At 67.6% G+C, this 20,565-nt stretch carries 22 protein-coding genes; all 22 read right to left on the reverse strand.

From position 1 onward, the window contains the following. Positions 1–9: 9 nt before the first annotated feature. The 22 genes from ACHFB9_RS11230 to ACHFB9_RS11335 all read right to left on the reverse strand — a co-directional run bounded on the left by ACHFB9_RS11230 (position 10) and on the right by ACHFB9_RS11335 (position 20,562). Positions 10–1,179, reverse strand: a complete 1,170-nt coding sequence (locus tag ACHFB9_RS11230; protein WP_417067196.1) for an ABC transporter permease — start codon at positions 1,177–1,179, stop codon at positions 10–12. Continuing rightward, positions 1,176–2,078 carry an ABC transporter ATP-binding protein gene (locus tag ACHFB9_RS11235; RefSeq protein WP_417067198.1) on the reverse strand — a complete coding sequence of 301 codons (903 nt, stop codon included), beginning with the start codon at positions 2,076–2,078 and terminating at the stop codon, positions 1,176–1,178. Before ACHFB9_RS11235 ends, ACHFB9_RS11230 begins: the two co-directional genes overlap by 4 nt. Further along, the gene (locus ACHFB9_RS11240) at positions 2,072–3,067 is read right to left on the reverse strand and encodes a BtrH N-terminal domain-containing protein (protein WP_417067200.1); all 996 of its coding nucleotides are present in this window, start codon (positions 3,065–3,067) and stop codon (positions 2,072–2,074) included. The genes ACHFB9_RS11235 and ACHFB9_RS11240 overlap by 7 nt, the downstream gene beginning before the upstream one ends. Next, a complete protein-coding gene (locus tag ACHFB9_RS11245) occupies positions 3,064–3,465 on the reverse strand; it encodes a hypothetical protein (protein WP_417067202.1) in 402 nt (133 codons plus the stop codon). Before ACHFB9_RS11245 ends, ACHFB9_RS11240 begins: the two co-directional genes overlap by 4 nt. Next, positions 3,465–4,604 (reverse strand): beta-ketoacyl-ACP synthase III, encoded by a 1,140-nt coding sequence (locus ACHFB9_RS11250; RefSeq protein ID WP_417067203.1) that lies wholly within the window; start codon positions 4,602–4,604, stop codon positions 3,465–3,467. The genes ACHFB9_RS11245 and ACHFB9_RS11250 overlap by 1 nt, the downstream gene beginning before the upstream one ends. Beyond that, positions 4,597–5,535 carry a dialkylrecorsinol condensing enzyme gene (locus ACHFB9_RS11255; RefSeq protein ID WP_417067204.1) on the reverse strand — a complete coding sequence of 313 codons (939 nt, stop codon included), beginning with the start codon at positions 5,533–5,535 and terminating at the stop codon, positions 4,597–4,599. Before ACHFB9_RS11255 ends, ACHFB9_RS11250 begins: the two co-directional genes overlap by 8 nt. Continuing rightward, a complete protein-coding gene (locus ACHFB9_RS11260) occupies positions 5,532–6,611 on the reverse strand; it encodes a class I SAM-dependent methyltransferase (protein WP_417067205.1) in 1,080 nt (359 codons plus the stop codon). Before ACHFB9_RS11260 ends, ACHFB9_RS11255 begins: the two co-directional genes overlap by 4 nt. Then, positions 6,608–7,039 carry a hypothetical protein gene (locus ACHFB9_RS11265; RefSeq protein WP_417067207.1) on the reverse strand — a complete coding sequence of 144 codons (432 nt, stop codon included), beginning with the start codon at positions 7,037–7,039 and terminating at the stop codon, positions 6,608–6,610. Before ACHFB9_RS11265 ends, ACHFB9_RS11260 begins: the two co-directional genes overlap by 4 nt. A 51-nt stretch (positions 7,040–7,090) precedes the next feature. Continuing rightward, entirely contained in the window at positions 7,091–7,579 is a 489-nt protein-coding gene (locus ACHFB9_RS11270; protein ID WP_417067209.1) for a hypothetical protein, read from the reverse strand. An 18-nt stretch (positions 7,580–7,597) separates the two neighbouring features. Continuing rightward, on the reverse strand, positions 7,598–8,821 hold the full coding sequence (locus ACHFB9_RS11275; protein WP_417067210.1) for a beta-ketoacyl-ACP synthase: 1,224 nt from the start codon (positions 8,819–8,821) through the stop codon (positions 7,598–7,600). After that, the gene (gene fabG, locus ACHFB9_RS11280; RefSeq protein WP_417067212.1) at positions 8,818–9,543 is read right to left on the reverse strand and encodes a 3-oxoacyl-ACP reductase FabG; all 726 of its coding nucleotides are present in this window, start codon (positions 9,541–9,543) and stop codon (positions 8,818–8,820) included. Before fabG ends, ACHFB9_RS11275 begins: the two co-directional genes overlap by 4 nt. Further along, entirely contained in the window at positions 9,540–9,989 is a 450-nt protein-coding gene (locus tag ACHFB9_RS11285; RefSeq protein ID WP_417067213.1) for a hypothetical protein, read from the reverse strand. Before ACHFB9_RS11285 ends, fabG begins: the two co-directional genes overlap by 4 nt. Then, the gene (locus ACHFB9_RS11290; RefSeq protein WP_417067214.1) at positions 9,989–11,170 is read right to left on the reverse strand and encodes a beta-ketoacyl-[acyl-carrier-protein] synthase family protein; all 1,182 of its coding nucleotides are present in this window, start codon (positions 11,168–11,170) and stop codon (positions 9,989–9,991) included. The genes ACHFB9_RS11285 and ACHFB9_RS11290 overlap by 1 nt, the downstream gene beginning before the upstream one ends. A gap of 113 nt (positions 11,171–11,283) precedes the next feature. Next, positions 11,284–11,820, reverse strand: coding sequence for a DUF3261 domain-containing protein (locus tag ACHFB9_RS11295; RefSeq protein WP_417067215.1), 537 nt, complete (start codon positions 11,818–11,820; stop codon positions 11,284–11,286). Further along, positions 11,817–14,150 (reverse strand): MMPL family transporter, encoded by a 2,334-nt coding sequence (locus tag ACHFB9_RS11300; RefSeq protein WP_417067216.1) that lies wholly within the window; start codon positions 14,148–14,150, stop codon positions 11,817–11,819. Before ACHFB9_RS11300 ends, ACHFB9_RS11295 begins: the two co-directional genes overlap by 4 nt. Beyond that, positions 14,143–14,742, reverse strand: a complete 600-nt coding sequence (locus ACHFB9_RS11305) for a LolA family protein (protein WP_417067218.1) — start codon at positions 14,740–14,742, stop codon at positions 14,143–14,145. Before ACHFB9_RS11305 ends, ACHFB9_RS11300 begins: the two co-directional genes overlap by 8 nt. After that, positions 14,739–15,158, reverse strand: a complete 420-nt coding sequence (locus ACHFB9_RS11310) for an acyl-CoA thioesterase (RefSeq protein ID WP_417067220.1) — start codon at positions 15,156–15,158, stop codon at positions 14,739–14,741. Before ACHFB9_RS11310 ends, ACHFB9_RS11305 begins: the two co-directional genes overlap by 4 nt. Then, entirely contained in the window at positions 15,151–16,692 is a 1,542-nt protein-coding gene (locus ACHFB9_RS11315) for an HAL/PAL/TAL family ammonia-lyase (protein ID WP_417067221.1), read from the reverse strand. Before ACHFB9_RS11315 ends, ACHFB9_RS11310 begins: the two co-directional genes overlap by 8 nt. Then, positions 16,676–17,614, reverse strand: coding sequence for a hypothetical protein (locus tag ACHFB9_RS11320; protein WP_417067222.1), 939 nt, complete (start codon positions 17,612–17,614; stop codon positions 16,676–16,678). The genes ACHFB9_RS11315 and ACHFB9_RS11320 overlap by 17 nt, the downstream gene beginning before the upstream one ends. Then, positions 17,611–18,363 carry a glycosyltransferase family 2 protein gene (locus tag ACHFB9_RS11325; RefSeq protein WP_417067223.1) on the reverse strand — a complete coding sequence of 251 codons (753 nt, stop codon included), beginning with the start codon at positions 18,361–18,363 and terminating at the stop codon, positions 17,611–17,613. Before ACHFB9_RS11325 ends, ACHFB9_RS11320 begins: the two co-directional genes overlap by 4 nt. Further along, a complete protein-coding gene (locus tag ACHFB9_RS11330; protein ID WP_417067224.1) occupies positions 18,360–20,024 on the reverse strand; it encodes an AMP-binding protein in 1,665 nt (554 codons plus the stop codon). Before ACHFB9_RS11330 ends, ACHFB9_RS11325 begins: the two co-directional genes overlap by 4 nt. Further along, positions 20,017–20,562, reverse strand: coding sequence for a hypothetical protein (locus ACHFB9_RS11335; RefSeq protein ID WP_417067225.1), 546 nt, complete (start codon positions 20,560–20,562; stop codon positions 20,017–20,019). Before ACHFB9_RS11335 ends, ACHFB9_RS11330 begins: the two co-directional genes overlap by 8 nt. Positions 20,563–20,565: the final 3 nt, after the last annotated feature.

Genomic DNA, 20,565 nt, shown 5'->3' on the forward strand with positions numbered 1-20,565 from the left:
CAAAAAATTTCAGAGGTCGCGGCGGGCGCGCAGGATCAGGCTCGCCAGCAGCACGCAGATAAAGGCAAAAGCGGACAGCGCCAGCAGGGTTCCGGCGAGCGCGGCGAGGCCTTCGCCGCGCAGCAGCACTTTATGGAAGCCTTCCAGCGCCCAGGCCATCGGCGAGAGCGAAGTCAGGCTCTGCATCGCCGGTGGCATCACGAAGCGCGGCACCATGACGCCGCCTATCGCGCCCATCAGGATGTTGCCGACGCCGCCGACCACGGTCGCCTGCTCGGCGCTCCTGGCCAGTGCCGCGACGACGAAAGCCCAGGCGACCGCCGCCAGCGAGGTTGCGACGCAGAGCGGCAGGAGCGCCCACGCCGACGCCGGCAGGCGCAGCGCCTCGCCGCCCAGCGCAGGCACGACGAGAACGCCGACCGCGAACATCAATGCGGCCTGAAGCAGGTTCACACCGACGAAGGGCGGCAGCTTGCCGAGCAGCATCTGCAGCGGCGTCACGCCCAGCGCGCGCAGCCGGATCAGCGTTCCGTTCTGGCGCTCGGCGATGAAGACCGGGGCGAGCGGAATCACGACGAAGAAGAGGCCGAAGATCAGCCAGGCCGGAACGCTCTGCTGGACCGCGCTGGGTTTGATTCCCGCCGCGCCGACCAGCTCCAGAGGCGGCAACGCCAGCGAAGTCGAAACGACGGGAAGCGGCACGCCGAGCAGGCCCTGGATGCGCCGGGACAGCTCGGCAGCGCGCAGCTGGCCCATCCGCGCCGCGACGCTCTGCCGGAAAGCCTGCTGGGCCGCGACGGCGACGGTCGGGTCGGCGAGGATTTGCACCGGAAGCGGCGCATCGGCATCGGCGCCATTGACGGTGGCCGCAAAGCCCGCCCCGATCGCAACCGCGAAATCGGCCTTCCCCTGGGCGATCAGGCGCATCGCCTGGGCCCGGTCGGCGACGGCTTGTCCGTCCTTCGCCAATGTTGCGGCGAAGCGCTGGGACAACGCCGAGTGGTCTAGATCGATCAGCGCGATGCGCAGCCTGCCGCTGGGCGGATCGATCGCATCGCGCAGCGCGAAGGACATGATCAGGATGAAGACCGCCGGCATCACGAAGAGCGCGGCCAGAGCGTGCGGGTCGCGCCGCAGCGCCAGCCATTCCTTGCGCCAGAGCGCGATCAGTCGGGTCATGCGTCATCCCTCAGCGCGCGCTGCGTCAATTTGAGGAAGGCGTCCTCGAGGCTCACCTCGCCGACGCTGGCCGAACGCACAGCAACGCCCTGCTTCGCCAACTCGGTGAGCACGGCGGCCAACTCGAACGGGCCGGACAATTTGAGGGTCCAGCGCTGCGCACCAAGGCTGGCGAGGCCGTAGCGCCTCGTCCACTCCTCGGCGAGCGGCGCCGGCAACGGCGAGCCGAGCTGAAGTTTGGCCTCGCCGCCAGCCGCCGCGCAGACCTCGGCAAGCGTACCGTCGGCGCAGACGCAACCCCGATCGATGATCGCGACCCGGTCGGCGACCGCTTCGATCTCTTCCATATAGTGGCTCGTATAGAGCACGGCCCTGCCCTCGTCGCGCAGCTGACGCACCGCGTCGAGCAGGAAAGCACGCGACTGCGGATCGACTCCGGCGGTCGGCTCGTCGAGCAGCAGCAAGGGGGCGTCGCCGAGCACCGCCAGCGCGAGGTTGAGCCGCCTCTTCATGCCGCCCGACAGCGTGCGCGCCCGGCGCTCGGCGAAACCGCCCATCTGCCCGAAGGCGATCGCGGCCGCGACGCGCGCGCGCCGCGCTGCGCCCGCGAGACCGATGACTCCGGCGAAGACTTCGAGGTTCTCGCGCACCGTCAGCGCCGGGTAGAACGCAAAATCCTGGGGCGCCCAGCCGACCGCACGGGGCGCGCCGCTCCAGACGATCTGCCCGGGCTCCGCGTTGAGCGCTCCGGCGATCAGCGAGATCAGCGTCGTCTTGCCCGCTCCGTTGGGCCCGAGCAGGCCAAGCACCTCGCCCGCCGCGATCGTCAGGCTGACTCCGTCCAGCGCCGCCGCCGGGGCTCCCGGGTAACGCCAGGCGAGGGATTCGAGCTTCAGCATTTGAGGCTCTTCTGCAGAGCCAGGAAGAAGGCTTTCTCGCGCAGCGCCAGCGCTTCGAGCAGACCGGCGAGCGTTGCGGGCGACAGCGGCTCGCGATCGCGGCACATCCGCGCCGCAACCAGCGCGAACTCCCGCCACTGATCGCCGATCCCGATCAGCTCGGCCGCGAGTTCGGTCCAGGCCGGCTTCTCTGCGCGCTCGGCCGCCTCCTGCAGGAAGGCCGCATAGAGGAAGCGAAAACCCGCCCCTCCGGTGCCGATCTCCTCCTGCATCCGGACGATGTTGCCGATGTAGAGCTTTGCGGCACGCTCGTCCCCGGTCGCGAGGCGGGACAGCGCGCGGGCGAGGCGATGGATGCCGCGCACGCCGATCAGCGGCAAGGGCGTGCGCAGCATGATCCGGCAGGTCTTGCGGATCGCCGCGCTCAGCGCCTTCGCCCAGTCGGGCTCGCTAGCCGGGCTCTGTGCGTGATAGAGAAGCCCTTTCGGCGCCAGCGCGCCGCGCGCGAAGCGGGCCTTTTCGAGCGCCGCCGCATCGCAGAGAACCGTCTCCTCGAAGACCGGATCCGAGATCCGGTACTGATCGCCTTCGCGTCCGATGACCAGCAGGTTGTGCGCGTTGAAGTGAAAGCGCAGGTCTTCCGGAAAATAGGGAAGCCAGAAAACCGAGGTCTGCAGACCGACGATCCGGCCCTCGGCGAGCAGCGCATCGAGGCGTTCGCGCCCGGCCGCCGGCGAGCGGAAAGTCTCGAAACGGACGCGCCAGCCGAGGCACTTGAGGCCGCGCAGGATGAACTTCGGCGGCATCCGGTAGGAGATCAGCGGCAGTCCGTTGATCCGGACGAAAGGCAGGTAGGCGAAGGACAGCGCCGAAGAGAGGCCAAAGGCCATCGCTTCGGACAGATCGACTCCGGCGTGACGGGCCAGCGCCGCGACGACTCCGCTCTCGCAATGGCTGGCCTGGCGGTGTTCAAAGCTCTGCGCGTTCATCGCGGCTCCACGCTTCGCAAGTCTTCGACGCGGCAGCCGAGCACTTCGGCGTAGCGCGCCAGCGTCGCGTCCTTGAGCCGCGCAAACACGGCCGGGCGGAAATGGCGGCGGATCCGCCAGCGCCAGAAGCCGCTGGTCTGCGCGAGCAGATCGAGATCCATCCGGGCGCGGTACATGTGGAATTCGAGCGGCGAAGCGAGGCCGGCGAGCGCGCGCGCCCTCGCCTCTTCGGCAAGGCGTTCGAGTTCATTGACGGCCAGGGCATTGACGATCTCCTCGGCTTCCCAGCCGGCGGACGCGACGGCGCGCAGCCGGCCGTCCTCGCCCTGCGCGTAGATCGCCTTGCGGTGGCCGGCGAGCACGCGGCCCGCCTGTTGGGGAACGTGTTCGTCGCGCATCAGACCACCGTCAGATGAAAGAAGCCGCTCGAAAAGCGCCCGCTCTCGGGCACGAAGCAGAGGATTTTCTGGCCGCGGGCGAGGCGGCCGCTTTTGACCAGCTGGTCGAGCATGATGTAGATCGAAGCCGAACCAGTGTTGCCGCACTCGGCGAGGTTCGTGAACCAGCGCTCACCGGCGATCGCAAAGTCGAGCGACGCCAGCGCCGCCTCTATGCCGGGACGGAAGTACTCCGAGGACATGTGGGGCAGGAACCAGTCGATCGCGTCGACGGCGAGGCCGCGGCGTTCGATGATCGCTTCGAGCGGCCGGCGCAGCGTGTATTCGACGACGTTCGCGTTCAGCAGGCGCACGTCCTGTTTGACCGCGAGCAGCGAATGCGCTGCGCGCTCGGCGGCCGGAAAATCCAACCAGCCGCGGAAGTTTCCGCCCTCGTCCTTGTCTCCCCCGGCATACATGCAGACCGGCAGTTCATGGGCCTGAGAGCTGAGCTCGATCCAGTCCAGGCGCAGATTGAGCTGCCCTTCGCGCGGAGAAGATTCGATCATCACCGCGCCAGCTCCGTCCGACAGCATCCAGCGCAGGAAGTCCTTCTCGAAGGCGAGCTCGGGATGGGCTTCGAGTTCGGCGACGCGCGCTTCGCGCTCGGCTTCGAAATTTCGCCCGCGCATCATCATCGACGCGACTTCGGAAGCGCTCGCGACCGCGTGACGGGCCTCGCCCGAACGCACCGCCATCCACGCGTATTTGAGCGCGGTCGTCCCGGACAGGCAGATTCCGGCGGTCGCGACGACTTCGCAGGCCGGGATGCCCAGCTCGCCGTGCACCATCACCGCATGGTTGGGCATCAGCTGATCGGGCAAGGAAGTGCCGCAGGCAAGGCAGTCGATCTCGTCGGCGTCGAGCGCGCGCACCGCTTCGGCAGCGAGCTGGGCATTGGTCTGGCGGGGTTCGCCGCTCACCGGATCGAGCACATAGTGGCGGGTGCGGATGCCGTTGCTGCGCAGCACGATGCGGCGCGCACGCGAACGCTCCCCGCCGACGCAGCCGAGCACGTCTTCCATCGCGTCGCTGCCGACAGGCTCGTTGGGCAGGACGCTGGCGATCCGGGTGATGAAGGCTTGATTCGGTTCAGACATGGTTTTCCAGCCGCTCGCGCCCGCTTCCGGAAGGCGCTTCGAACTCGGCGCGGATGCGCGCGAAGCGTCGCCTGAAAAGCGGAGCGAGCAGGGTTTGCAGAGTCAGGCTCAGCGGCACGACGGTCAGGATCAGCGCGATCAGATAGATCACGAAGGCGAGCAAGGCCGGTCGGCGGCGCCGCTGTCCGGGCTTGCCGCAGGCGCGAACGAGACGCGACCAGAGCGCGAACGCGCGCGCGCCGGCGCGCTCGGACAGCGCGAGCCGGGCATCGACGCGGGCCGCCGCGAGGCCGGAGAGCAGAGGCGACGCGCCGCGCTCGCGCCCTTCGGCCAGGGCCTGGACCAGCGCCCGTCCGAAGCGCCCGGCCGCGGCGATCTCGGCCTCGTCGACGCCGGCCGGCGCGAGTCCCAGAAAGCGGTCGCGACGGCCGGTCAGCAGCCAGCGCGGCGTCGTGATGAAGCTCGCCAGCGCCGAACCGCGGTCGGTGAAGACGACGTGATCAAGCACCCGTGCACCGCTCGCGGCAAGCCGCGCGCGCACCCGGCTCCAGGCGCTCAGCCACATGTTCCGGCAGGCGACGACCGCAACGACGGGCCGGCCGGCGAGCAGCGCGGCGGTCCGGGAATCAGCTAGCCAGGACGCGACCGGCAGCGACGGCGACAAAAACCAGACCTGATAGCCGAGCACGACGAGATCGTAATCCTCGTCCGGGATCGCCCATTCGCCCGGGGCCGGCGCAATCCCGAGCACGGACTCGGGGAACACGTCGAAGAAGGACCAGAAGGACCACGGAAAGGGATGGCGCTCGAAGCCGGGTATCGCGCAGCGATCGACCCTGGCGCCGGCCGCGGCGAGCGGCTCGGCGAAACGGTCGAGGATGCGATCGAGTTGTCCGCTCTGCGAAGCGCCGATCACCAGAACCTTCTTCATGCGGCGACGAAGCTCAGCAGCGAATGCGACAGACCGATTCCGTCGCGGATATCGGCAAGGCGCAGCCCGGCTTCGCGAGCGCTGTCGATGAAGGCCTGGGATTCGTACATCTTGCTGTTGCCACTGGCCAGCGCGGTGAAATAAGGCGAAGTGTTGATCAGGCAATACGCCGCGGTTTCATGGCTCTGCCGGTCCCAGAAGGTGTCGAGCACCAGCACCCGCCCGCCTTCACTCAATGCGGCGCGCGCACGCTTGAGGATGGAGAGGATCTTCGCCTCCGAGAAGCAGCACAGAAACTGGCTCATCCAGATCACGTCCTGACCGGCCGGGAAAGGCGCGCTCTCGTCGAGCAGGTCGATCGCGTGCAGCGTCGCGCGGTCCAGAACCTCGGCCTCGGCGAGCGTGCCGCGCGCGACGGCGAGCTGGATCGGCAGGTCGAGCAGGGTCTGCCGGACCTCGGGATCGCGCAGCAGGCAAAGACGCGAGAACTTGCCGGTGTTCGCGCCGATATCCATGATCGTACGCGGCGAGCTCGCGAAGACCCGGGGCAGGATCGCGGGGAAAGCCGAGTCCGAGTAGTAGTGGTCGAAATTGAACCAGCTCGTCTTGGCCGGTTCGGGCAGCGTCGACAGGCCTTCGTAGATCGTCTTCCACTCGCCCAGGGCCTTGAGCCCCAGAGGCTTTTCCTCGACCAGGCTCGCTTCCAGATCGGCCAGGCCCAGATAGCAGACGTCCTGAACGAAATCGGCATTGATGCGGAACAGCGGATCGGTCGCGACGAAGTGGCCGACCTTGCTGAGCACCCAGCGCCCCTCAGAGCGGCTGACGACTCCGGCCGACAGCGCGGTCTCCATCAGCACGCCGACCGCATAGCAGGACAGCTCCCCCGCGCTGGCGAGCGCCGGGGCATCGAGTCCGGCTTCTCCGGCGCCCGCCAGAGCGTCGAGCAGGCCGCGCTTTTTGGCCACCCGGACGCACTGGAAAACGACCGGCGCGAAAGCGATGCGCTGGGCCTCGTACTGGGCCTCAATGGCCGATCTCTCGATATCCGCGAAATGCATGGGCTTCCCGTTCATTGAGGCGCCGATCCCGTCGTCGCCAGAACCGCATTGATCGCGTGCATCAGATTGCCTATCCAGCGGAAATAGCCCTGATGGATCGTCGCGACACCATCCCCCTTGTCGCTGTATTTGAGCCCTTCGCTCTTGACGTATTCGATCTTGTATTCGGTCGCCGAATAGGGGACGTTCAGCTCGACGTAGTACTTGCCCTTGTCGAGCGCGAGCACGATCTTTCCGGGTTCTTCGGACTTGACGGTCCAGCCGTTCACGGCGCTGCCGGCCGCGATCGCGGAGCGGACCTGTTCGACCGTGAGCGGAGTCTTTGCCGACGCGGCGACGCTGACCGGAGCCATTTCGAACATCGTTCCGGTTCGCGCGGCCAGGGCCAGCGGGGACGCCACACAGGCGAGGAAGAGGACGACGAGCATTGCTGTTCTTTTCATCTGGATATCTTTCTGAAACGGGATGAGAAAAAGGGAATCATTGAGAGGAAATCAATGTGCGGCGGGGATTGCTGCGACACGGGCATCGATGGCCCGGATCAAACCATCGACCAGATCCGTGTAGCTCGGCGAAATCGACCCAGGCTTCGCGTCCGGATCGACTTCGCCGCCCGGAGTCGGGTACCCCCTGGGCGCCTGTTCTGGCGCTGCGCGGCGGTAATTCAGATTGGAACTCGTCACATATTCGATGCTGTAGCCATCCGCCGAGTAGGGCAGCCTGATCTCGGCGCAGGACTTGCCCTTTTCGAGCTTCAACACCAGGGATCCCGCGGCTTCGGATTTGAGGATCCAGCCATGGACCGCTGCGCCGGAGATGATCGCGCCGCGCACCTGATCGGTACTGAGCCTGTTATCGGGCAGCGAAACAACGTTGACCGGAGGGGGATTGTGCGGATCGAGGATCCGGTCAGCAAAGCATGGGGCAGCGGCAAGCGCGAGACTCAGCGCGGCACAGCGAACGAGATTGGCGATCCTGGGCATGTCGTTTCCCTGCTGTGTTCAGAGCCGGCGGAAGATCAGCGAGGTGTTGATGCCACCGAAAGCGAAGTTATTGCTCATCACATGTTCGGTATCGACCGCGCGGATCGCATCGCGCAGATAGTCGAGATCGCCGCAGCGCGGATCGATTTCGGTCAGGTTCAGCGTCGGCGCGAACCAGCCCTCGTTCATCATCCGTATCGACATCCACGCTTCCAGCGCACCGCAGGCGCCCAGCGTGTGGCCCATATAGCTCTTGAGCGTGCTGAAGGGCACGGCGCGGCCGAAGATGCTGGCCGTAGCCTCGCTCTCGGCAATATCGCCCTGTTCGGTCGCAGTGCCGTGTCCATTGACGTAGCCGATCGCCGAGGCGGCTAGCCCGCTCTGTTCGAGCGCGAGGCGCATCGCACCGGCCATCGTCAGCGCATTCGGATGGGTCACATGGGTGCCGTCGCAGTTGGTACCGAAGCCGACCAGCTCGGCATGGATCGTCGCGCCCCGGGCCTTCGCGTGCTCGTACTCTTCGAGCACCAGCATGCCCGCGCCTTCGCCGAGCACCAGACCGTCGCGTTTGGCATCGAAGGGACGGGGAACGAGCTCGGGCGTGTCATTTTGCAGACAGGTCGCGAACAGCGTGTCGAAGACCGCCGCCTCGGTCGGGCACAGCTCCTCGGAGCCACCCGCGATCATCGCGACCTGGGCACCGCTGCGGATCGCTTCGAACGCATAGCCAATCCCCTGGCTGCCCGAGGTGCAGGCGCTCGAAGTCGGAATCACGCGGCCGGTCATGCCGAAGAAGACCGCGATATTGACCGGCGCGGTGTGCGACATCATCTTGATGTAAGTCGTCGCGTTGATGCCTTCGACGGTCTTGTTGTTGATCATGTTGCCGAAGTCGCACATCGACTTCGTCGATCCCGCCGAAGACCCGCAGGACACGCCCATCCTGCCGCTCCTGAGCAGCGGATCGCCGAGCAGGCCGGAATCCTCCAGCGCGAGCTCGGCGGCGCGCACCGCCATCACCGCGTTGCGCCCCATGCTGCGCATGGTCTTGCGGTTGTAGTGCGCGGGCAGAGCGAAGGGCGCGACCGGCGCGCCGAGGCGGGTGTTCAGCCCTTCGTATTGCGCCCATTCGGGCATCTTCCGGATCACGTTGCGCAAGCTCTTGAGGCTGGCGCTGACGCTGTCCCAGTCGTGGCCAAGAGGGCTCAGCGAGCCGAAACCGGTAACGACGACTCGCTTCATCCTGCCAGACCTCCATCGACGAGCAGAACCTGGCGGGTGATATACGCGGCTTCCGGCTGGAGCAGGAAGGCCACCGTCGCGGCGACCTCCTCGGGCAGGCCGGCGCGGCGCATCGGCACCAGGTCGAGCACGCCTTCGGGCAAGGCTTCAGTCATCTCGGTCTCGACGAGACCGGGCGCGACGCAGTTGACGGTGATCTTGCGTTTCGCGAGTTCCAGCGCCAGCGCCTTGACCGCGCCGATCAGCCCGGCTTTCGATGCGCTGTAATTGGTCTGGCCGCGATTGCCGATCACGCCCGAGACCGAGCTCAGCGCGACGATGCGACCGCCCTGCCGCATCTGAACCATAGGCATCACGAGCGGATGAAGGACGTTGTAGAAGCCGTCGAGGTTGGTCCTCAACACCGCATCCCAGTCCTCGCCCGACATCGACGGGAAAGCCATGTCGCGCGTCACGCCAGCGTTGAGCACGACGCCCCAGAAGGGGCCGGCTTCGGCGACTTCCGCTTCGAGCGCTTTGCTGGCGGCGGCGCGATCGGCGACGTCGAACTGCAGAACCCGGGCCGAGCGCCCCAGCGCGGCGACCTCGGCGGCGACCGCATCGGCCTCGTCGCGCCGGCTGCGGCAGTGAATGCACAGATCGAAGCCATCGCGGGCCAGGCGCAGCGCGACGGCGCGCCCGATTCCCCGGCTCGATCCAGTGACGAGAACTCTAAAACTCATGCTTCCACTTCCCTCAAAAATGCCTGTACGTCTTCGGGTTGAAAGGCCGACAGCGTCGCTTCGGCCAACACCCTGTCCTGATCGAGAATCCGCGCGTCGAAGGCCGCGAGGCCGTTGTCGGCGATGAAGGCCTGGGTCGCTTCGACCCTGAGCGTCTGGCCGGGACGAAAAGCCGCTACCTGCGCCGAAAAGCGCCGGGTGCCGAGCAGCAGACCGATCCTGACCGGCTCGCCGCGCTCGCGGGACATCAGGCCGATCATTGCCCCGACCGTCTGCGCCATGTATTCGAGGCCGACCCAGCTACCCACGAGACCGTCTGAGCAGAAAAGCGGATCGTCGCGAACCGTCAGCTCGGCGACGACCTGCTCGCCTTCGAAGCTCAAAACCCGGTCGACGAGCAGCATCCGCTCGCGGTGGGGGATCAGCTCGGCAATGGGCGGAAACATCAGCGAGCCTCCAGCAGCAGCGCCGCGTTGCTGCCGCCGAACGCGAAGGAGTTCGACAGCACCGCGCGCGGTCGGCGCCCCAGTCTGAAGCCGGGTTCGACCAAGCGCAGCGGGGGCAGAACCGGATCGACGGCCCCGTCCCACAGATGGGGTGGCAGCCAGCCCTCGCCGTTGTCGGGCTGCAGCGCCAGCCAGCCGATCGCCGCCTCGATCGCGCCCGAGGCGCCCAGCGCGTGGCCGGTCAGCGGCTTGGTTGAGCTGACCGGGACCTCGCAGCCGAACACCCGCGCGACGGCCGGGGCTTCCATCGCGTCGTTGTGATGCGTCGCCGTACCGTGCAGATTGATGTAATCGATCGCGTCGGCGGCGAGGTGGGCGCGCGCGAGCGCTTCGACCATCGCCGCCTGCGCGCCCCGCCCTTCGGGGTCGGGAGCCGACATGTGATGAGCGTCCGAGCTCTCGCCCCAGCCCGCGAGGCGCACCGGCGCCGCATCGCGCGTGACGAGGAAGAGCGCGGCACCTTCGCCGATGTTGATGCCGTGGCGGTTCGCCGAGAGCGGATTGCACAGCTCGGCGCTGACCGAGTCGAGCGCCGCGAAACCGGAAACCGTGAAACTGCACAGCGCGTCGACGCCGCCGGCGATCACCGCATCGGCGAGATTCGCGCGCAACAGCCGCGCCGCCGAGATCAGCGCCCGCGCGCTCGACGAGCAGGCCGTCGAGATCGCATAGGCCGGTCCCGTTATGCCCAGCTCTTCGACCAGACACAGCACCGGCGAGACGAGCTCCTGCTGGCGATAGTCGAAATCGTCGGGGAAGGCACCGGATTCGGCGCGCTCCTTCATCGCCCGCTCGCCTTCGGCGATGCCCGAAGTGCTGGTGCCGAGCACGGCAGCGACGCGGGCGGCGCCGTGCCGCTGCAAGGCCTGATCGACGGCCGGGCGGATCTGCTCAAGGGCGGCGAGCAGCAGCTGGTTGTTGCGGCTGCGCCGCTCGCGCGGCAACGGACGCGCTTCGGGCTCGGAGGCGACTTGGCCCAGCATCACTTCCCGGCTCGGCAGGAAGCCCGGCAGAAGCCTCATGCCGGGGGAATGCCCACGCTTCAAGTTCGCGGCCACTTCGGCAGGCGAATTGCCGAGCGCGCAGACGAGGCCCAGATTGTTCAGAAAGACGTCATTCATGCCGGTCACACCAGACTTCCGGTGCGCGACCGGCAAAACCGCGGGAAGGCCGCGGCAAGGAAATGGAAAGCTCGAACATATAACATGAGGCGGGGAGGAATCGACATTCTTCGTCAAGCCTCGTCCGAATCGATGGTCAGCGAATAGCCGAGCCGGTGCTGGATCAGGTGCGCACGACCACGCCAGCGCGGCTCGCCCGAGTATTCGATCGTGATCACCGGCTCGTCTGCGCAGAACACCCGTCGCCGACCCGCAGAGTCCTCGATCCTCCAACCGGTGGGCAGAGCCGCGATCAGCGCTTCGCGCGGCCAGTAGGCGAGCATCACGTCGCGCAGGATCCGCGCCCCGGTCACCGCCTCGGGCAAGAGCGGGCTGCGCTTCTCGGTGAGCGAAGCTCCGTCGAAGTGCACATCGATCAGCCTCTGCCCCATCGCGAGGCCGGCGAGGTCGATGCGCTCGGGCGAGATCGCCAGCACCGCCTCGATGCTGCGCGCCTCACCCCGCATCTCGACCGTAATCTGCTGGGTCAGGGTCAGGCTTTGCCCGAACGCAGCGGGAGAGACCGCGCGCAGAGGCACTTCCAGCCGCGCCGGCGGCGCGGAACAGGCGGCGAGCGCCGCGATCAACAAAAACAGGAACAACGATCTCATCGGGGACTCCGGCGGGCGAAACAGGGCGCCAGCAGCCAAGCGCTGCCAACGCCGACCAGGCAGGTCAGGCCGAACACGCGCAGCGCCGGCGTACCGGACAAGGCCAGCAGGCCAAAAGACAGCAGCGTCGAGAGCGCCGACAGCGTCGCGGCGAGCCAGGGCCGGCCGTCATCGACTCGCGGATGTTCGAGCAGGAAGATGCCGTAATCGACGCCCATCCCGAGCACGATGAAGAGGCCCAGGACCGCGAAGAGCTGGAAAGGCAGACCCGCGAGGCCTAGCGCAGCGACCGCCAGTGCGCTCGCGATCACGGTCGGCAACACCGAACGCCAGGTCTCGGCGCCAAAGCGCCGCCAGAGCAGCCAAACCGAGGCGAGATAGCCGAGCACGACGACGAGGCTCATCAGGAAGCGGTAATGGGCGAGCACGGCGGAGATCCGCGCCGGCTTGTCCACCCAGCTGACTCCGGCGAGCCCCTGCCCCGCCGCGGCGACCCGCGCGAGCGCCGCCTGGCCCTTCAGGCCGCCGAGCAGCACGACTCCGGCCACGTCGCCATCGACCCGGCCCAGCCACAGCGTCCGGAAAGCCTCGGAGGCCGGCAAAGCCTGCCAGGCCTCCTCGGTCAATGGCCGGCAGTCGGGCAGAACGAGTGCGGCGGCGGCGAAACCGGTCGCCTCGCCGATCCTCTTCTGCCAGGAGGGATCGGCATAAGCGGCGCGCAGCCGGACGCAATCGGCCTTCTGCCGCGCCGCCGAGGGAAGATGGCTTGCCGTCGCCTGGACGCTGCTCAGCGTGCCGTCGGCGATCAACGGCGAGAGTTTCGCCAGCAGCGCTTCCTCGCGCAGCAAGACCGCTTCGGACGAAGGGCCGCGGACGATGAAGAACTGGGCCGGACTGGGCAGGCCGGCGAGTTTCGCGACCCGGCCCTGTTCGAGCAGCAACGCGGTCGGCACGGCCTGCAGCGCGCGGATATCGTCGCGGATCTCGAACTTCGCGAAGCCCGCGACGAGGACCACCGCGACGAGAAGCGCAATCGCGCGGCCGGTGATCCCCTTGCCGAAGACAGGCCAGGTCGAACGCAGGTGGGCCATCCACGCGCCGATTCCGGTGCCGTGGGTGGGACGGCGCTGCAGATACGGGAACCAGAGGATCACGGTCAACCACGCGGCGACGAGGCCGGCGCCCGAGAACACCGCCATCTGCCTCAGCCCCGGGAAGGGCGTCAGAGCCAGAGCGAGATAGGCAACGACGGTCGTGATCATCGCGAGCCACAGCCCATAGTTCAGATCATCGCGCCGCCGTTTCGGTGCGAAGGGACTCTCGCCGATCCCGGCGGCGAGAAAGTGCACGCCGTAATCGACGCCGACACCGATCAGGCTCGCGCCGAAGACCAGGGTCAGCACATGGACTTTCGCGAAGACGAGCGAGGTGACGCTGATCGCAGCGAGCGTGCCGACCGCGAGCGGAAAGAGCGACAGGATCACCGCCCCGGGACGGCGGAAGATCAGCAGCACAAGGAGCAGCACGCCCAGCGTCGAGCCGACGCCGATCGCCGAGAGTTCATTCTGCGCCTCATTGGCAACCACCGCGGCGATCGGCGCGATGCCGGCGGTCAGCACTTCGACTCCGCCAGATGCGGCGCGCGCCCTCGCTGCGCCGTCCGCCAGGCGCGGCATCAAGGCCTGCTGGGCCGCGAGCGAGAAGGCGCCGTCCTTCATTTCGAGCAGGATCACAGCCCATTCGCGGCCTTCACCCGAGATCCACAGCCGGCCATCGACGCTGCGCACGTTCTGCCCGCCGGAGAGCTCCATCATCCAGCTGGAGAAGAAACCGAAGGGATCCTCCCGCCAGGGCAAGCCCCCGGCCGAGGCCGGGCTGAAGAGGCGGGAGAGCGCGTGATCGGCCTGCTTGTCCGGGTTCAGCGCCAGGACTGAGCGCCCCGCATCGCCGAGCAGACCGCCGCGATAGGGCGACAGTTCGCTGCGCCAACGCGCCAGATCCGCAGCAGCGACCCGGTGGCGGACTTCGGCGGCGATGCCGGTAAGGGCTGGCAGATAGGCATCGGCCGCCCGCTTCGCCGACGCCGCGTCGCGGGCGCCAAGCAGCACGACGACGCGGCGCTCGGCGCTCGCGCTCATCCGCGCGAAGGCGGTCTCGGCGAGCGGATCGCGCGCGTCGCGGGGCAACAAGGCCATCACGTCCGAATCGGGGCGCGGCTGCACAACCCAGGCGAGCCAACCGAGGTGAGCCAACATCAGAAGCACCGCGACGAGCCACAGCCACGCGGCGAGCCGCCAGCGCGACTCGGGCCAGAAATCGCGCTCAGTCAAACTGCGCCGCCTCCGCCTTCGAGAGCGCCGCAGCGCCCTTGCTGTCGAGCATCCGGATATGGGTGCGGTCGCCGTTCGCGTCGAGCATGTCGACGGTCTCGACGAACTTCTGACCGGAGAGCTCGATCCGCTTGATGACCTGGGCGAGCCCCGCTTCGCGCGGCGCGAGCGACAGGGTCCAGCGCCCCTCGCCAGCCTTACCGGTGACCGTGAAGTTCTGTTCCAGCCGCGCGATGTCGCCCGAGAGCAGCGAGAACATCACGCCGTTGATCGCGCGCACCGCCGGCTCCTTGCTCGCCGACATCCTCATCGTGACCGTGTCGCCGGCCTTCTGCAGGATCTCACCGCGAGTCAGCCGCACGCTGCTCGCGAACGGGCGTTCGGTCGTCCACAGCACGCCGCGCTCGCGTGCGACCAGGAAGCGTCCGCTCGACGCGACAGGCTTCGGAAAACCGGCCAGCTCGCGCTTTTGCTCGAAGCGGCCGCTGACGACGGCCGGCTGGGTCAGCGTCGCCTGAACCTGATCGACGATGCTGCCCGCATAGGCAGCGCCATTCATCAATAGAGCGCAGATCAAAAGGAAACGCTTCATGGCGCGACTCCGAGCTTCTCGAACAGGATCGGGGGCGAGACGAAACAGAGCTCGCCATTGGCGATCTCGACCGCGACCTGGACGGTTTCACCCTTGGTCAGCCGCTCTCCAGTGGCCGCGTCGCGCACCTCGTAGCGGATCCTCAGCCGGTTCTCCCATTCGACGATCTTCGCGCTGACGATGAGCTTCTGCGCGAAGCGGGCCGAGCGGACATAGCGCACCGACAGATCGACGACCGGCCAGGCATAGCCCGAGGCCTTCATCTGCGGGTAGTCGTAGTCGAGGGCCAAGAGCAGCGCGTGGCGGGCGCGCTCGAAGTAGCGGACGTAGTTGCCGTGCCAGACCACTTCCATCGGGTCGAGATCGTGGAAGGGCACTTCAATCGCAATGCTCGCCGCGAGGCTTTTCTCAGTCATAGAGTTTCCATTGCCGGGCGCGCAGCGCGTTGAGCAGAGCGCGCAGCTCGCCGTCGAGCGCCCTGTCCTCGTCGATAAAGGGGATCAGTTCTTCGAGCCCGGCGGCGAAGGCCGCGAGCGTCTCGGTCAGCGCAACGGAGCGGCGCGCGCGGCGCAGCGCGAGGCCTTGGCGCACCGCGACCAGCAACCCGACAGCGACCTGCTCGGTCAGCTCCAGCACGCGCAGGCAGTCGCGCGCCGCGATCGTGCCCATGCTGACCTTGTCCTGGTTGTGGCACTCGGTCGAGCGCGAGAACACCGAGGCGGGCATCGTTCCCTTCAGTGCCTCGGCGGTCCAGGCCGACAGCGCGATCTGCAGCGCCTTCAGACCGTGGTTGATCGCCGCGCGCGGCCCGGTCGCGCCGGACAGGTTGGCCGGCAAGCCCTGGTTGAACCGGGCATCGGCGAGCAGCGCCATCTGCCGGTCCATCAGATCGGCGAGATTCGCGACGAGGTTCTTCAGGCTGTCCATCGCGAACGCGATGTGCCCACCGTAGAAGTGGCCGCCATGCAGCACTTTTTCACCGTCCGGATCGATGATCGGATTGTCGTTGGCGCTGTTGAGCTCGTTCTCGATCGTCGTGCGCAGGAAGGGCAGAGCGTCTTCGAGCACGCCGATCACATGCGGTGCGCAGCGGATCGAATAGCGGTCCTGGATCCGGTTCTCGTTGCGCGGCGGCCTGCCCGAAGCGAGATCGCCGCGGATCCGCGCCGCGACGCGCTGCATGCCGACATGGGGCTTGACCGAGAAGAGGGTCTCGTCGAAGTGGTTGGCATTGCCGTCGAGCGCAAGGCAGGCCAGAGACGTCATCCGCGTCGAGAGCTGCGCCAGATATTCGGCGCGGGCGAGCGCGAGACAGGCCAGCGCCGTCATCACCGCGGTGCCGTTCATGATCGCGAGTCCTTCCTTGGGCCTCAGGCGCAGCGGACGGATGCCGCGCTCGGCGAAGACTTCGGCGGTCGGCCGGAATTCGCCCTTCACCCAGACTTCACGCTCACCGCACAGCGCGGCCGCGACATAGGACAGAGGCGTCAGGTCGCCGCTCGCACCAACCGAACCTTCGGCCGGAATCTTCGGCAGGATGTCCTCGGCGAGCAGGGTCTCGATCTGCACCAGCAGTTCCCAGCTGACTCCGGAGAAACCCTGGGCCAGCGAGTTGAGCCGGGTGATCAGAACCGCGCGCGTCTCTTCCGGCGTCAGCCAGCGGCCCAGGCCACAGCCATGGAAGGTATAGAGGTGCTGGGGCAGCTCGGGGACCAGCTCGGACGGAATCGCCACGGTGCAGGAATCGCCGTAGCCGGTCGTGACGCCATAGATCGCACCATCCTCGGCGAGCAGGCGATCGAGGAAAGCGGCGCCCCGCTCTATCCGCGCCCGGAATTCGGGCGAGGGATCAAGACGCACCGCGACGCAGCGCTGACTCGCGGCCAGCACCTGATCGGCGCGCAAGGGAGCGGCACCGACGGTGACCGTGTTTTCAGACAGGTTTGTCATCAGAAATGCTTTCCGGCATCGACCAGAAGTCGAAGAAGTTGAACCATTGCAGAGGGCTTTTCCGGACCTCGGCCTCCAGGCGGGCTGCGAAGTCGGCGACCAGCGGCACGAGCGCCTCGCGTCGGCCGCGGCGCGGAACTACGACGCGGTCGCGGAAGCGTTCGAAGCGGATCCGGAACCCCTCCCCTTCGGCAACGGCCCACATCAGGAAGACCGGCACCTGCAGCACCGAGGCGAGAATCCACGGCCCGGACGGGAAAGGCGCGGGAGAACCGAAGAAAGGCGCGGAGACGACCGAAGGCTTGTCCGAAACGGGCACGCGATCGCCGGTGATGACCAGGAAGTCGCCCTCGGCGACCCGGGCGGCGAGCCGCATCACGGTGCCGGGATCGAGTTCGGTGACCTGGATCAGGTTGAGCTGACTGGCCGGATTCAGCTCGGCCATCATCTGGTTGAAGCGCAGCGCGTTGCGCGTATGGACCAGAACATGGACCTGGCGCTTCTCGCCTTGCAGCGCGCCGAGCGCGCGGCTGACTTCGAAATTGCCGAAGTGCGCGGTGACGATGATGCCGCCCTGGCCGTGGCGCAGCGTCTCAAGGAAATCGCCGGCATTCTCGACGATGCAGCGCAGCGGATCGAGTCCTCCGGTCCAGGCCAGCAGCTTGTCGAGGATGGTCTCGGCGAAGCAGACGAAGTGGCGCAAGGATGCGCAGCGTCCCGGGGAAAGTCCCGCCTCGGCGAGCCGGCGCAGATAGTCCCGCGAACTGCGCCTCGCCTCACGGGAGACGAGCCAGTAGACGAAGACGACCGGATAGAGCGCGAGGCGCAGGGGCAGTCGGCCCAGCACGCAGTGAACGCGGTAGAGCAGCCTCATCCCGAACAGGAAACCCACTTCGTCGAGCTTCGCCCAGTGCCGGCTCACAGCGCCCTCCCCTGGCCGCGCAGCAGCCGGGCGAGCAGGCGCGGGAGGCGCACCAGCATGCCGAAGAAAAGCCGGGTATGCATCCACGAGATCGCGACATTGTCGGCCAGGGGCCGGAAGTGCGAGACTCCGTCGCGCGGATAGCAGACCCGGGTCGCGAGATTGCGGATCGCGACTCCGGCCCAATCGAGGCGGACCAGGATCTCGGTATCGAAGTCCATCCTCCGGCCTATGCGCACCGAGCCGATCAGCTTAAGCGTCGGCGCGAGCGGATAGACGCGCAGCCCGCACATCGAATCGGTGATGCGCAGCGACAGCGTGTTGATCCAGACCCAGACATGGGTCAGGTAGCGGCCGTAGAGCCGTCCCTTGGGCACGCTCGCGTCGTACTCGGGACAGCCGCAGATGAAGGCTGCGGGCGTCTGCCGGGCGGCCTCCAGAAACCTGGGGACATCGCCGGTGTCGTGCTGGCCGTCAGCGTCGATCTGCAGCACATGCGTGAAGCCGAGTTCGGCCGCGCGGCGCAAGCCGTCGATCAGTGCGGCGCCCTTGCCGCCGTTCTCGCGCCGGACGAGAAGCGAGACTCGCTCGGGCGAGGCCGCGGCGAGCGCCCTGAGCACCGCCGCGCAGGCCTCATCGCTGCCGTCATCGACGAGCAACACCGGCAGACCGTGACCCAGCAAGGCGTGGACGACGGCGCCGACCGCGTCCTGGTGGTTGAAGACCGGCACCAGCGCGCAGCACTTCACGAGCGAGCCCCCGCGAAAACCATGCGCCCGGAGGCGAGCGGCCGCTCGCCCGAAGTCAGCCGGAACGCGACGGCCGAACGCGCAGGCAGCCATTCGAGCGCAATCCTCAGCGCCATGCCGGGGCGGATCGGCTGCTGAAACTTGAGCACTTCGATCGCCGAGAATTCGCCGGGCAAGGCGAAACTCTGTCGGGCGAAACGGATGACCCAGTCGAGCTGGACGACTCCGGGAAGGATGGGCATGGCCGGAAAATGGCCGCGGAAAGCGAGCAGATCCTCGCCGGCCAGCACATCGAAAGTGCGCAGCCCGCCGCTGCCACCTGAGGCAAGCACTTCAGGCTGCAGCACGTCTTCGAAGAGCGCGCGCAGCGAAGCGCTGGTGATCTTGCCCATCGCATTGACCGGCAGGGCCTCGACGTGGCGCCAGCGTCGCGGCAGCGCGACCGCTTCGAGCGAGCGGGCGAGCGCGCTGCGCAGGTGCCGGTTCAGCGCCGCTCTGCCCTGCTCAGCCAGATAAGCCTTGCCGGCCGGGCTCAGCACCAGCACCGCGCCGAGGCGGCCATCGGCGAGCGGACAGACCCGCGCTTCGGTCACGTCGCACGTCGCGAGCAGGGACCGCTCGATCGCGTCGAGCGATACCCGCTTTTCCTCGACCTTGACGATGCGGTCGGCCCGGCCGAGCAGGCGAAAGCCCCCCGGACAGGCTTCGGCGCGATCCGAAGTCGGATACCACTGCGCCGCATCGGGCATGAAGGGCGAGCGCAGCGCGAGCGTCTCGCCCGAGAAATCGAGTTCGACGACGGGGTGGGTCTGCCACGGGGTGGCATCGTCCCGCTGGACCCGCCAGGCGATGCCGCCGGTCTCCGAGCTGCCGAAGATCTCGAAGACCGGGCAGCCGAGGCGCTGCTGCAAGGTCAGCGAACTCGCGGTCGGCAGAGGACCACCGGACGAGAAGATCGCGTGCGGCGGACAGGGCGCGGCGGACAGGTCCAAAGCATCGGGCCAGCGCTTCAGGAAGGCCGGACTGGAGACGAGGACGGCCGGAGCCTCGGCGAGACGCGCCGCGAGCGGTTCGGGGAAAGCGAAGCGCAGCGCATCGAAAGGCCTGTTCGCGGCGAGCGGCCACAGGATGCGAAAGAGCAAACCGTAGAAATGCTGGTGCGGAACAGTCGCCAGCACTCTCTTCCCGGCGATCTGCTCCCCCCAGCGCGCATCGATCTCGCGCACTTCGGCTTCGAGCTGGGCCAGGGTCTTGCCGATCGCGACCGGCTCGCCGGTCGAACCGGACGTGAACACTTCGATCGCCGGATGATCCGCGGGGATCACCGGCAGCGCGGAAACGGGCGCGGCGCAGTCGATCGCGGCCGGATCTATCCAGCCCGCGACGCGCCCTTCGAGCAGCGCCCGCGTCGCGGGCAGCTCATCGCCGGGCAGAACGACGGTCTTTCCCGCAGCCCAGGCACCGAACAGCGCGCAGGCGGCGAGGAAGCTGTCCTCGGTGAAGAGCGCGAAACGCTTTTCGCGGCGCGCCGCAAGCCGCGCCGCGCAGCAGGCGACTCCGCCCAGGAAATGCGCCCACGAGCGCGCCCCGTCCGCCGTCAGTGCGACTTCGGAGGCCGCCGGGCGGCGGCAGAGCAAGAGTTGCGAGAGCGAATCAGACACCGGAGACTCTCCGCATCGCCCGCTGGCGCACGCACCATTCGATTCCGAACAGAAGGCCGATCGCGACATAGGCGATGCAGCCGTTGTAGAGCGCCCACAACGCATCGGACGCCCACAGCGCGGTCGCCGCCGATATGGCTCCGTTCAGCACGAAGAACACGCACCAGACTTCGGTGACGCGGCGCACATAGGGGATCGCCGCATCTGGCAGAGCCGGGTCCTGAAGCCGGGCGAGGCGTTCGACGACGCTGGGCGGATGGGCAAGGCTGGCGCCGAAGACCAGAAGCAGCACCGCATTGACCAGGATCGGGTAGAGCTTCAGTGGCGCGACGCTGTTGCCGGCCCACGCAAACGCCGCCAGCGCAAGCGCGCCCAGCGCCCACAGCGCACTGAGTCCCCGCCCGCGTTCGAGCACGCAGCGCAGCAGGGCCACGCCGGCGAGGCCCAGCGCCATCCAGCGCGGCGCGATCCAGCTCTGGCCGAAAGCCAGAACCAGCGGATAGAGCGCGGCGAGCGCGACCAGAACAGCCTTGAGCACGCT

The sequence above is a fragment of the Niveibacterium terrae genome (assembly GCF_048213115.1).
Lineage (GTDB): Bacteria > Pseudomonadota > Gammaproteobacteria > Burkholderiales > Rhodocyclaceae > Niveibacterium > Niveibacterium terrae.